Consider the following 11,810-nt stretch of genomic DNA (forward strand, 5'->3'; position numbering starts at 1 on the left):
TTCATTCGACAAAGGTGCATATCGGCCAGCAGCGCCGCGCGGTTCGGCGGCGCGCACCTCGGCATCTGGGCGCCGACCGCACCGGCGGCCCGACGTCCTTGCCGACACACACGTCGACAAGGGGGCACGCACGTACTTCGCGACCCCCGATTTCCGCAGGTTCTGGCTTCGGCTGGAGATTTTGCAGCACGACCGGGGTCTTGCCGCAAGGCCCCGGGTGCGTTATATGTTGAAAGTGGCAGGGAGTGGATGACCTCCTTGCCTTCGCTATTTCTTGCCCGTTGTGGACGGACCAGTCCTCCCAAGCGGTAACGCGCCGCGTACGGCGATGCCGCCGGCTGAGCACATCTGGGATCCAGCCAACTCGTCGGCCTTGTCGATGTCCGGGTCGCGCAAGCCGATGGGTGACTCAGATCATGATCCGTTGTCGCGGTTGGGGTTCGATACCCATCGTGGTCAGCGCTGTGGCGTGGTAGACGAGACCGGGGGTGTGGATGGCGTGTTGCAGGCCGGTGTGGGCGTCGCGCCAGAAGCGTTGCACCGGGTTGCTACGGCGAACCGCGTTGCCGCCGGAGCGGGCGAAGATGTCGTCCACGGCATCCACAGCGCGCCAGGCGCAGCGGATCTGGTTGCGTCGGGTCACAGCACGGTCGGCGAATGTGACCGGGGTGCCCGCGTCGGCGAGGTCGTAGAGGCGCTCGATGCCGTCGAGGAGTTGGGTGCGGGAGGCGGCGATCTCGGCGGCGGCTTCGGAGATCGCGGACAGGGTGTAGGGATCCTCAGCGATCCGAACACCGGTCATGGTGGTGCGGTCACGCTGATAGGCCAGGTGCACAGCCAGCGCTCCTTCAGCGATGCCGATGACAGCGGCGGTGATGCCGAGGGGGAACATGGCCCAGAACGGCAGCCGATAGAGGGTTTCGTCGCGCCCGACGACCACGGCCCGCGCGCCTTCGGACATGTCCTGCGCGTCGACGGTCCGGTAGGCGGGGACGAGGGCGTCCTCGACGAGGATGTCCTTGCTTCCGGTGCCGCACAGGCCGATAACGTCCCAGGTGTCCTCGACAATGGTGTAGTCGGCGCGGGGCAGCACCACGTGCAGGGTGGTGCGCGGTTCAGCGGGATGGCCGTCGGCGTCGCCGAGGGTGGCGCCGAGGAAGATCCAGTCGCAGTGGTCGGTGCCGGAAGAGAAGTTCCAGCGCCCGCGCAGTCGGTAGCCGCCGTCGACCGGTGTGGCGATCCCTTGGGCGGCGTACGGGGAGGCGATCCAGGTGTCGGGGTCCTCGCCCCACACCTCCTGTTGCAGTCGTCGGTCCATCAGCGCCATCTCCCACGGGTGCACACCGCCGACGCCGCAGACCCAGCCGGTCGAGCCGCAGCGTTGTGCGACCGCCATGACAGTTTCGGCGAATACATGCGGGTGGGCGGCGTGGCCGCCGAAATCGGTGGGTTGCAGCAGCCGCATCACCCCGGCTTCGCGGATCAGGGCGACGCTGTCGTCGGACAGCCTCCCGAGTGCTTCGCTGTCGGCGGCGGTGGCGGCCAACCGCTCGCCCAGTGCTTCCACCTGTTCCAAAACCTTGTCCGTCATGCGCCTCACCTCTCGAGACGGTCGCTGTGGCGCGACCTTGGCAAGAACTAGAATTAATTCTAGTTTGCCGTGGTGTCAAGACCTCACTGACCGCAAAGCGCGACCCTCGATGGCCCGCAACGACATCGACCCATCGACAGGACGGGCGCGGTTGTCCTACCGCCGCGCGGCCGAGCTGTTCGAGGACCACACCGAGTGCTTGGACGACGGCCCGTGCTCGCCGCATCAGCTGCGGCATTCCCGGTTGACGCACGCCGCAGAGGAGGGAGCGTCGACGCCGGTGCCGATGAAGCTGTCGGGGTATACGTCGGTGCGTAGCCTCGCCGAGTACGCGAGAGTGTCCGACGACGGGCTGCGGCGGTATCAAGCCGACAGTGACCCAGCCGCGCGCCGACGGTCGACTCGCTGATCCGGCGTCATGCTGGCTGACGACACCAGCCGCCCGTGGTGTTCCCTGGCCGCCGGACCGGCTCTACTGGTGTTCGCCGAGGAAGGCCGGAATGTCTGCGGCCGTGGGGTAGTTGAGAAGCGGGGCCGGTTCGTCGTCGAGGAACGCGGTGATGACCGATGCTGCGCGGTCGTTGTTGTCGTCGAGGCCGTTCCAGATGTGATGGCCGACGCCGGTGATGTATTGGGTCCGGGCAATTGCGGGATCGGACGCCAGGATGGCTGTCGCCCATTGCCGCAATTGGTGCGAACATTCGGCCATCACCAGCATCGCGGGTACCTCGGATAAGCGCAGTTGCGGAGCGATCGAGGGCGAGTCGGTGATCGTGTCCTGGATACGGAGGCTGGCGGCGGGGTTGAACGAGAAGTTTGCGGCGCTGTCCTCGACCGGGATGCGCTGAGCGTCCTTCGCGCAGTAGCTGTTCGCCGTGTCGCTGCCGAGATCGGCGGCCTGGAAGGCGTTGACCGCTTCCGCCTGGCCGACCATCTGATCCTGGGGAGACAGCAGCCCCAGCCGCTGCAGCCCGAAGGCAATCGCGTAGCGCGGCATGGAGATCGAGCGTGAGCCGCCCGGTGGGGGAGCAATCCCGGCGGCCGTACCGCTTCCGGTCCAGCCCGCCGTGTTCGCAGTGGGTCCGTCCATCGGCCCCGGCTCCACGATCACTGCCCTATGAATGAAGTCCGCGCTCGCGGCGTCGGCCAGGGCCCGCGTGAGGATCACCGCCCCGGAGGAGAACCCGATCACGTCGGCGCGCCTGCCGGGGATGTGCGTCAGCACCGCCGTGAGGTCGCGCACCGAGCGGTCGATGGTGTAGTCGCGCATGGGAAGCGGATCGCTTCGTCCGCCGCCGGCCTGCTCGTAGGCGTAGACATCGAAGCCATCGCCCGCGAGCTGCCGCAGAAACGTGTGGTCGATCAGGGCGATGCTGCGGACGGGACCGCCATTGAGATACAGCAGCGGTACACCGTGATGCACGACGCCCGCCGGCGGTGCGTAGTGATACACAGCGACGCGGCTTCCCGTCGCCAGCGTCCAACGCTCGCTCGAAACTCCGGTTAGGTCTGGAGGATACTGCCAGCTCGTCGGAACGGTTGGTACGCAGACGAATCTGCTGTGCGACCGCTCGCCGGATCGCTTGTCGATGCGCGAAGTTGCCGCTGCCGCAACCGCTTCGACCACCTCGATCTACACGTTGTTCGGAAGCCGGGACGGTCTGCTCGCCGCCGTGCGCCTGCGCGTGGCGGCGCAGCTGTTCGAGGTTCTAGCCGCGGTACCCGCGGGTGACGACCCGCTCACCGACCTGCTGGCGATGGCGTCGGCCTATCGGCGGTGGGCCCTCGACGAGCGGCACTTTTACGCGGTGATCTTCGGCGGCGGCACGACCTACACTCCCAGCGGCGCCCCGAGCGACCAAGACCCGGCGGCACCACTCGTCGATGCGATCAGCCGCGTACACGCCTCCCGGTACTCGACCGCAGAGGTGAACCGCATCGCGGTCGCGGTCTGGGCGACCCTGCACGGATTCGTCACGTTCGAACTCGACGGGACCCTGCCCTCGGCGTACATCGACGTGGTAATCCAGGCGGCCGTGAGATCATTGGTCCTCGGCTGGCACGTTCCGACCTCCAGCAGCTGATATCACGGTGCGCATTCCTGCCCACCGGGTGAGCAGGGTCCATAGTCGCCCACACCGACAGATCCCACCGCTAACCAGGCCCGGGTGCCGCGAGCAGTGGCTCATCGCGGGCCGTAGTCCGCGCCCTGGTCGATGCGCCACAACCGCTGATCGGGCAGTTCGCCAGCTGCGGCCGATATTTCTTACCGATCAAATGCAGCAAACCGAACTTGATGTCGGAATACGAGCCGGTATCGGTGATGATGGCTTCGGGCCGGCCGCCGCCCTGCTGGAGCTTCACGACATCGATGAAGTTCAACGAGTCGCGTGGCGTGCCGGATGTCCGTTTCGGAGTTAGTTGGCGAAGTTCGTTTGTAATTGGCGAATGAGTGGCGAAGTTCGCGATTGGTTGGCGAGGTGCTGCCGGTGCTCGGGCCGAGCCGGGGGTGTGGGTGTGGCGAACGTGGGCTTCAGGTGGTTTCGTGGCCTCTGGGGCGACGGCGCTGTCCTTCGGGGGTGAAGGCGAAGGTGTTGGGCAGTAAGCCGGTTCCGCAGCGGATTGCGAGGAGGATCGGCTCCTCGAGCAGGGGTGGCCACGTGACCTCGCTGGTTTGCTCGACGCCGTTCCAGAGGTGGAAGTTCACGGTCGGGTCGGAGGGGTCGGCCGACGCGTACGCGAGTGTCGTCTCGTACAGCGGGTTGGTGCCGCCGAACAGCACGCTGGGCTCGCCGAACGATTCGAGCACGTCGCTCCAGGTGTGGTCGTGTTGGGTGAAGGAGTCGATGGTGGCGCGTAGTGCGCTGTATTCGGTGTTGGTCAGTGTCCGGTCGAGTGTGAGCCAGCCGCGGCGGCGGGCGGCTTCGGCGTACATGGACGGCAGGGCGGAGTGGAGGTCGTCCGGAAGCAGCCTGTGTAGAGCGCCTCGCGCTCCGGTCGGGGTGAATGCATTGCGGTCGCGCCACGATTCGTGGAGATCGTCGAGGCCGTTGTTGTCGCCTTCGAGGAAGTACAGGTGGTCGAAGACGGCCCACAGGGCGGGTTCCCCGCCGAACATACCCAGTCGTCGCAGCATGGCGTTGACACGTTGAAGCAGGTAGGCATGCACGTCCTGGCTGGGCCGCAGACTCGATGAGCCCGACGGGTTAGAGCTGTCGAAGTTGGATCGCCGACTGGGCGCGGCGTGTCCTAGCTCGAGGCGCTCGATTTCGGCGATTATCTCGCGGTCCGAGATTGTGCTGAGAACGGTGATCCCCTGGGGGCCGGGACGTCGATCGAGGATCCCGAGTTTGATGCACAGCCGTGCTCGCAGATCCCCGAGTTCACGCTCGAGGGTGTCCCGCTCTGTGCTGATCTGGTGGAGTTGCTGGTCCCGTGTGGGCAGATCGTCGTCCATTACGAGAGTCTGCCACCAGGTCGTGGCGCGAGCTCGGGGTTCTTGCGTGTCGATTACGTGCGACACGTCGCGGCGCTCGCGGGAGGTGTCGACGGTAGAGGCGTAGATCCATCCGGTCGGGGCCGGATGGTCGATCTCAGTGAATGTGGTGGGCGAGGATCAGCGAGGCTGCGCGACACAGTTCGCGTTCGGCGCGTTCGGGGGACATGCGTCGACTCAGACTCGAGGTGAGCACGCCCCACCAGCTGTAGATCAGCAGCAGTGTGGTGCTGTGATCGGCCGCACCGGGTTGCTCGATTCCGAGCGTGTCCAGAATCGCCTGTGTCAGTGTCGATTCCGATTCCAGCCACAACTGCTCCGGCGATGGCTCGCGCATGTAGGCGGCGGCGGTGGCGCGCAGCATCGCCGAGCACAGCCGAGGGCTGCGCAGCAGTGTCGTGTTCAGCGCGGCCAGGTTGCGCCCGATGTGCTCCAAGACATCGCCACCCTCGGGTAGCTGCCATCGGTCGTTGACGAAACTGGCGATCTGTTCCTGGAACAGGGTCGCGAACACCTCGGTCTTGGTGGGGAAGTACCGGTAGAGCGTGCCCAACGCCACGTCCGCCCGATTGGCGAGATCGGCCATCTGTACCCGGTCGAACTCCGCTTCGGCACCGAGTTCGGCAGCCGCCCGCAGGATGGCGACCCGCCGGGCCACCTGACCAGCCGACGCCGGGGTCGCGGCGGGGCGCTGCTGTGCGATTCGCCCCATCGACCCGCCCTTTCTCGTCGCTTCCTGAACTCGACGATAGCGGCTGTCCTGCCGACCCCGGGGACGAGAGGACACCGACCATTCCCGTTGGGCCGAAATCGCCTGAGACACCACTCGCCGCCTTGGCCAGCAGCCCCTACTACGCGGCCCGTCTGGTCACCGACACCCACAGCCGCGTCCTGCATGCCGACCACACCGTCATCGAGGGCCTCTACGCCGCGGGCAACACCGCTTCACCCGTCATGGGCCACACCTACGCCGGACCCGGCGCCACCATCGGACCCGCCATCGTCTTTGCCTACCTCGCCGCCCACCACATCGCTACCACTGGACACCGCGCACCGACCACCACCGCTGCGGATCAGTAATGGGGCCGCCCGTGTCCTGCGAAGTCATCGAATGCGGGATCACTGCGTTGCTCACATGCGGCGTCGGTGAGATCGGGCTTCTGACTCAGCGGCTCACAATCGTTTCCCGTTGCACACGCGACAGTTTCTCGGGATTGCGCACAATATAGAGCCCGGTGATCAGACCGTCGTCGATCCGCGCGGCTACGACGTTGTCGATCTCCCCGTCGATCCGGATGATCAGCGCCGGGCAGCCATTGATCTGTGCCGGCTCGACCGACACCGCGCCGCTGACCCTGGGCAAGCCAACCGCCAGCAACCGAGCCACCCGGGCCGCCCCCACAACGGGCCGCGGCACGGCCTGCACGACTCCGCCACCGTCACCCAGCAGTACGACATCCGGCGCGAGCATGTCGAAAAGGCTTTGCAGATCACCCGTTTCGATTGCCCGTCGGAATGCGTCCAGCGCGCCGCGGGTCTCGGCCGGGGAGACGGTCCCGCGTGGTCGTCGTGCGGCGACGTGTGCGCGTGCCCGATGGGCGATCTGGCGGACCGCGGCGGGGGTTTTGTCGACGGCTTCGGCGATTTCGTCGTAGGCCAGATCGAAGACCTCGCGAAGTACGAATACCGCTCGCTCGGTCGGCGCGAGTGTCTCGAGTACCAGCAGCATCGCCATCGAGACGCTGTCGGCCAGTTCGACATCCTCGGCCACGTCGGGTGTGGTGAGCAGCGGCTCGGGCAACCAGGGACCGACGTAGGACTCTTTGCGACGGCCGAGCGTGCGCAGCCGGGTGAGTGCTTGGCGGGTGGTGATCCGGACCAGGTAGGCACGATGATCCCGCACCGTGTCGAGATCGACATCCACCCACCGCAACCAGGTCTCCTGCAGGACATCTTCGGCATCGGCGGCCGAGCCCAGCATCTCGTAGGCGACGGTGAAGAGCAGGTTGCGGTGGGCGAGGAATGCCTCGGTAGCGGGATCCCTGCGCTCGCTCATCGGTTGCTCCTGTCTGTTCGCTATCGACTGTGTCACGCACAAGACGCCGGTCCAAACCGCTTTGTGACATCCACGGACAGTGGCGCACGTCACGTCGGCGGGCACGCACCAGCATTTCGTGGTCGTTCAGCACTCACCACCCGCAAGTCGATGCACGTTCGAGAGCACAGTCGCCGCCTTGCCCGGCAATCACGCCCCTCAGCGCGACCCGCACGATAGCCGCTCGTCGGCTCCGACCGGACACCGCTGCCGCCGATAGGGAATGGTGGGACGGTGCCGAATATCAGTCTGGATGCGGTCAGTGCGAGTCACGGGGATGCGCCGATACTCAGCGATATCACCGCAACGTTTCCTGCGGGTCGATGTGCGGCGGTGGTCGGCCCGAGCGGCACGGGGAAGACCACGTTGCTGCGGCTGCTCAATCGGCTCGACGAACCGAGCGGCGGCCGGATTCTTCTCGATGACGTCCCGATCACCCGGTTCCACGCCCCGGATCTGCGTCGACGTGTCGGGTTGGTGCCACAGCACCCCACGCTGCTCACCGATACCGTTGCCGAGGAGATTCGAGTCGGCCGGGCCGATCTCGCGTCCGATCGCCTGGACATGCTGCTCGCCCGCGTCGGCTTGCCGAACTTCCGCGGCCGACGCTGTCTCGAGTTGTCCGGTGGCCAGGCGCAGCGAGTGTGCCTGGCTCGAGCGCTCGCCGTCGAACCGGAGGTGTTGTTGCTCGACGAGCCGACCTCTGCCCTCGATACGGAATCCGCGGCGGCGGTCGGCGCTCTCATTCGCGAGCACACCGCGGGCGGCGGCGGTGTCATCCTGGTCAGCCACGACACCGCCTTCGTAACCGACGTTGCCGACGACATCTGGACACTGCGAGACGGGCACCTGTCCCCCGGCGATGAACGGAAAACCCAGTGACAGAACAGCTTTCCGTACCCGGCTGGCCCGGTGTCGCGACCTCGCTCGTGCTGGTCGCAGTGGCCGCCGCAATCGCTTACCGCCAGCAACTGCACCTGACCCGCGAACTGCTCATCGCCGCCACCCGCGCCGCGGCCCAGTTGGTGGCCGTCGGCGCCATACTACTGATCCTGTTCCGGCACACCGGATTACCGGGCGCGCTCGCGTGGGTTGTCCTGATGGTGCTGATCGCCGGACAGGTGGCGGGCCGACGCGGCAAAGGTCTGCCGCGGGCGCGCGGGGCCGCCACCATCGGCGTCGGCATCGGCTCGGCCATTACGCTCGGCGCACTCATCCTGCTCGGTGTCATCTCGACACAGGCCCGAGTCGTCGTCCCGGTCGGCGGCATGATCGTTTCCGCCTCGATGCAGGCCACCGGCATCGCGCTGCGCCGACTCCATGAGGACGCCCGCAATGCGCGCCCCGCCATCGAAGCCCGACTATGCCTGGGCCTTTCGGCGCGCGAAGCCTTCCTGCCGCATCGCCGATCCGCATTGCGCACCGCACTGATCCCGACGATCGACGCGACCAAGGTCGTCGGCCTGATCAGTTTGCCCGGCGCCATGACCGGACTCATCCTCGCTGGCGTCGACCCGCTCACCGCCATCCGCTACCAGATCGTGGTCATGTACATGCTGCTCGCGGCCACCGCCCTGGCCGCGCTGACCGCCGCGCGCGTCGCGGAGTCCTATCTGTTCGATGGTGCGCAGCGCCTGCTGCCGCTGCGGGACTGATGCGTGTCGCGACCGGACGGGAATCACCGCACAACGCATAGGCTTTGGCTGTTGAACTTCGGGCCGGGCAGATGGGAGCGAGCGAATGGGCGATGCGGTGGTCGCGGTGCCGGAGTCGGTGCGTACGGAGTTGCGGCGCGGGGTGCGCAGTGTGCTGGTGGATGCGGTCGCACTGCGGTTGGTGCGGGAGCGGTTCGATGATGAGCAAGCCGAGGCATTGCGCCGGTATCTGGAGGCGTCGCAATCGGCGAATACGTTGCGGGCGTATCGAACCGATTGGATCGCATGGGCGGGATGGTGTGCCACGGAAGGGCGGCAGGCGCTGCCCGCGGACCCGCTCGATGTCGCGGTGTACCTGGCCGCGGCAGCGGATGCGTTGCGTCACAGTGACGATGGATCGCAGCGTTGGGCGTTCAGCGCGGCCACCCTCGAACGCAAATCGGCAGCGATCGCGGCGGTCCACGCCGCCAACGGATTACCATCGCCCACCCGCTCCGACGTGGTTCGCCTGACCTTGCGCGGTATCCGCCGGACCCGCCGCACACAGCCAAAGCGCAAGCGCCCGGTGCTGTTGCACACCCTCGAACAATTGCTCGCCGGACTGCCCGAACCGCGGTGGCCCACCGAACCCGCGCGCCGCCGCGACACCCTGGCATTGCTCGTCGGATTCGCCGGAGCGTTGCGCCGCAGCGAACTCGCCGGATTGCGGATCGCCGATGTGCGGGTGGATCTCGACCACAGCACCGGTGAGCCGCTGCTGCTCGTACAACTCCCGACCACCAAAACCGACCCCACCGGCATCACCGAACAGCGCGTCGCACTCCCCCGCGGCCAGCGTCCACACACCTGCCCCGTCTGCGCGTTCGCCGACTGGATCCAGCTGCTCGAAGTTCACTGCGCACGTGGCGATGTGCGGGCCTGGCTCGACGACACCCCCGCGACATCCCCGCAGATTCACCGCTGCCATGGCTACCAGGGCACCGCACTCGCCGAAAACGCCACGCTCCCCTTGTTTCCGACCATCACCCGCCACGGCGGCATCGGCACCGAACCGATGTCCGGGCGCGCCATCGCCGAACTCGTCAAACGCTATGCGGCCCGCGCCGGACTCGATCCGGACCTGTTCTCCGGTCACTCCCTGCGCGCCGGATTCGCCACCCAAGCCGCACTCGGCGGCGCCAGCGACCGCGAGATCATGCGGCAGGGCCGCTGGTCCAACCCGCGCACCGTGCACAACTACATCCGCACCGCGAACCCCTTGGAAGACAACGCCGTCACCAAACTCGGCCTCTAGATCTCGTTTCCGGATGACCTCCCTGATCACTGGTCGGCCCACAGCTCCAGCTCAGCCCATGCCGAAGTCGACGCGGTAAACGTTCACGACAAGCCACTAGACTTCGGCGCGTAGTCGCATTCAACTGGACCCAGGCCAGCAGTCCGAGCAGACCTCGCGGGTCGAGGAACATGTTTGAGAAATCCGGCGCTCAGCAGTTCATAGCCGCACACTATGTGCGGCCTCGGAGTCGTCGCCGTGTCGACCACAGCGGGCTGGAGTTTGCCTGCCCGAGGAGACCGGTCGCGCCTAATACCCTGGTACCACAGATGATCCGGACCTTTGGGCGATGCGCGGGCGGACATCGACGGACAAGGTAAATAGCGTGAGCCCCACCGATACCAGCAACACCCAGCCCGGCCCCGTGTGTGTAATGCAGTCACCGACCACCGCAAAGGTCTGGGCCGCACTCGGCGTCTACGTGCTGTCGACCCTTGCCGCCTCGGTTGTCTTACTTGTGGTGCAACCTCATTCGGGCATTGACCCGGCGGCGCTGTCACTGGTCCAGTTCGGCCCGGCGCTGGGCGTGCTGGCAACCTGGCTGACGTTCAGGAAGACCGTCTCCGGACTGCTGCCCGGAGCGGTCTCCTCCCGGCGAGTAGGCGCGAGTGTCGTGGCGGTAGTCACGGCTTGCGTGTTCTTCTGCCTGTTGATCACGATGGCAGCTGTCGTGTCGGGCACCGCCCTTGTCGGCCCCGCGGCAGTCGGGGGTCTTCCTTTCGCCGTGTTCGTGGTGCTCCAACTCGTCGGCGCGGGCGGCGAGGAGATTGGTTGGCGGGGCCTGATGCAGCCGATACTGGAATCTCGAATGACCAGGTTCGCGGCAATTTCTGCGACCGGGGTGACCTGGGCACTGTGGCATGTCCAGGCATTCGCGGCGGGCCCGGTGACCGCGGTCTGCTTCTTCGTCTCGGCGACGGCGTTCGCCATCGTGCTCGGATACCTGGGCAACGGGAGTTTCCGCCAGCGTGTGCTGGTCGCGTCGATCGGGCATTGGCTGATCAACATCGCCTGCTATCTGCTCGCCGGTGACAACACCTTGGATCGGCCGCAGATCGTGTTCATCGCAATTGCTGGCGTGCTCATCGCCGCAGGCACAATGACGGTCCGTGCTCTGCAACACCGTAAGCAGTGCCGTCCGGGACTGGATCACGAGCAGAGCGCACGCGCCGTCAATTCGCCGCGCTAGGCGCTGCCCAACACAAGTAGCGCGAACCGCAGCAGGGACACCGTCGCTGACCCCGAACAACGTTGGGTCAACAATTCAGCAGAGTCGCGACGCCAGATCCACCACATGCCTGACGCACCACAGCTCACGACTCCGCAAACTGCGCCATGACATCTGGCAGCGGACAGCGGCGTGCGGGGTGACAGCGTCCGCGGCTGCCGCCGCGACCTGGGCCGAGGATGCTCAACCGCGAATACGACCCGAACCAGCCGTAGCCCTTACCGGTCACCGCGACATGAAATCACCCCATGAAATCACCCACCGGCCAACCCTGTTCACCGAGGCAGGAAACTAGCGCCGGATCTCGCGAAACTGTTCCTTCTATCGCCAATTGCATCGGATGCGAACTCGCGACACAGTGCACATTGACTGGTTCGATGGCGGAAATTTGGCCTGCACCAGGGGGATTCGG

General features: G+C 66.4%; 12 protein-coding genes and 1 pseudogene. 7 read left to right on the forward strand and 6 right to left on the reverse strand.

What is annotated here, in order from left to right; all coding sequences use genetic code 11:
* Window positions 1-409: 409 nt before the first annotated feature.
* Window positions 410-1,591, reverse strand: coding sequence for an acyl-CoA dehydrogenase family protein (locus ABZ293_RS27140; protein ID WP_355185112.1), 1,182 nt, complete (start codon window positions 1,589-1,591; stop codon window positions 410-412).
* A 109-nt stretch (window positions 1,592-1,700) separates the two neighbouring features.
* Here ABZ293_RS27140 and ABZ293_RS27145 point away from each other — a divergent pair, with 109 nt between their 5' ends.
* On the forward strand, window positions 1,701-2,000 hold the full coding sequence (locus tag ABZ293_RS27145; protein ID WP_355185114.1) for a tyrosine-type recombinase/integrase: 300 nt from the start codon (window positions 1,701-1,703) through the stop codon (window positions 1,998-2,000).
* 63 nt (window positions 2,001-2,063) lie between these two features.
* Here the strand turns inward: ABZ293_RS27145 and ABZ293_RS27150 are convergent, their stop codons facing one another.
* A complete protein-coding gene (locus ABZ293_RS27150; RefSeq protein ID WP_355185116.1) occupies window positions 2,064-3,044 on the reverse strand; it encodes an alpha/beta fold hydrolase in 981 nt (326 codons plus the stop codon).
* Window positions 3,045-3,150: 106 nt separating this feature from the next.
* Between ABZ293_RS27150 and ABZ293_RS27155 the strand changes: the two genes are divergently transcribed.
* Window positions 3,151-3,675: a TetR-like C-terminal domain-containing protein gene (locus tag ABZ293_RS27155; RefSeq protein WP_355185145.1), complete on the forward strand. Its 525-nt coding sequence runs from the start codon at window positions 3,151-3,153 to the stop codon at window positions 3,673-3,675.
* A gap of 70 nt (window positions 3,676-3,745) precedes the next feature.
* Here ABZ293_RS27155 and ABZ293_RS27160 read toward each other — a convergent pair whose 3' ends face one another.
* The 3 genes from ABZ293_RS27160 to ABZ293_RS27170 all read right to left on the reverse strand — a co-directional run bounded on the left by ABZ293_RS27160 (window position 3,746) and on the right by ABZ293_RS27170 (window position 5,799).
* Window positions 3,746-3,955 carry a Tn3 family transposase gene (locus ABZ293_RS27160; RefSeq protein ID WP_355185118.1) on the reverse strand — a complete coding sequence of 70 codons (210 nt, stop codon included), beginning with the start codon at window positions 3,953-3,955 and terminating at the stop codon, window positions 3,746-3,748.
* A 169-nt stretch (window positions 3,956-4,124) separates the two neighbouring features.
* A complete protein-coding gene (locus tag ABZ293_RS27165; protein ID WP_355185120.1) occupies window positions 4,125-5,048 on the reverse strand; it encodes a hypothetical protein in 924 nt (307 codons plus the stop codon).
* Between the two features lie 136 nt (window positions 5,049-5,184).
* Window positions 5,185-5,799, reverse strand: a complete 615-nt coding sequence (locus ABZ293_RS27170; protein ID WP_355185122.1) for a TetR/AcrR family transcriptional regulator — start codon at window positions 5,797-5,799, stop codon at window positions 5,185-5,187.
* A 113-nt stretch (window positions 5,800-5,912) separates the two neighbouring features.
* Here ABZ293_RS27170 and ABZ293_RS27175 point away from each other — a divergent pair.
* Window positions 5,913-6,167: pseudogene (locus ABZ293_RS27175) on the forward strand (FAD-binding protein); the annotation flags it as partial.
* Window positions 6,168-6,252: 85 nt separating this feature from the next.
* Here ABZ293_RS27175 and ABZ293_RS27180 read toward each other — a convergent pair.
* Window positions 6,253-7,143, reverse strand: a complete 891-nt coding sequence (locus tag ABZ293_RS27180) for an RNA polymerase sigma-70 factor (RefSeq protein ID WP_355185124.1) — start codon at window positions 7,141-7,143, stop codon at window positions 6,253-6,255.
* 273 nt (window positions 7,144-7,416) lie between these two features.
* On the opposite strand from ABZ293_RS27180, the gene ABZ293_RS27185 reads away from it, so the two are divergent.
* The 4 genes from ABZ293_RS27185 to ABZ293_RS27200 all read left to right on the forward strand — a co-directional run bounded on the left by ABZ293_RS27185 (window position 7,417) and on the right by ABZ293_RS27200 (window position 11,359).
* Window positions 7,417-8,064 (forward strand): ABC transporter ATP-binding protein, encoded by a 648-nt coding sequence (locus ABZ293_RS27185; RefSeq protein ID WP_355185126.1) that lies wholly within the window; start codon window positions 7,417-7,419, stop codon window positions 8,062-8,064.
* Window positions 8,061-8,837 carry an iron export ABC transporter permease subunit FetB gene (gene fetB / locus ABZ293_RS27190; RefSeq protein ID WP_355185128.1) on the forward strand — a complete coding sequence of 259 codons (777 nt, stop codon included), beginning with the start codon at window positions 8,061-8,063 and terminating at the stop codon, window positions 8,835-8,837. Before ABZ293_RS27185 ends, fetB begins: the two co-directional genes overlap by 4 nt.
* 85 nt (window positions 8,838-8,922) lie before the next feature.
* Window positions 8,923-10,131, forward strand: a complete 1,209-nt coding sequence (locus tag ABZ293_RS27195) for a site-specific integrase (RefSeq protein WP_355185130.1) — start codon at window positions 8,923-8,925, stop codon at window positions 10,129-10,131.
* A 364-nt stretch (window positions 10,132-10,495) separates the two neighbouring features.
* Window positions 10,496-11,359 (forward strand): type II CAAX endopeptidase family protein, encoded by an 864-nt coding sequence (locus ABZ293_RS27200; protein ID WP_355185132.1) that lies wholly within the window; start codon window positions 10,496-10,498, stop codon window positions 11,357-11,359.
* The last annotated feature ends 451 nt before the right edge of the window (window positions 11,360-11,810 follow it).

Origin of the sequence: Nocardia sp. NPDC005998 (assembly GCF_040614395.1) — a bacterium.
Taxonomy (GTDB): Bacteria; Actinomycetota; Actinomycetes; order Mycobacteriales; family Mycobacteriaceae; genus Nocardia.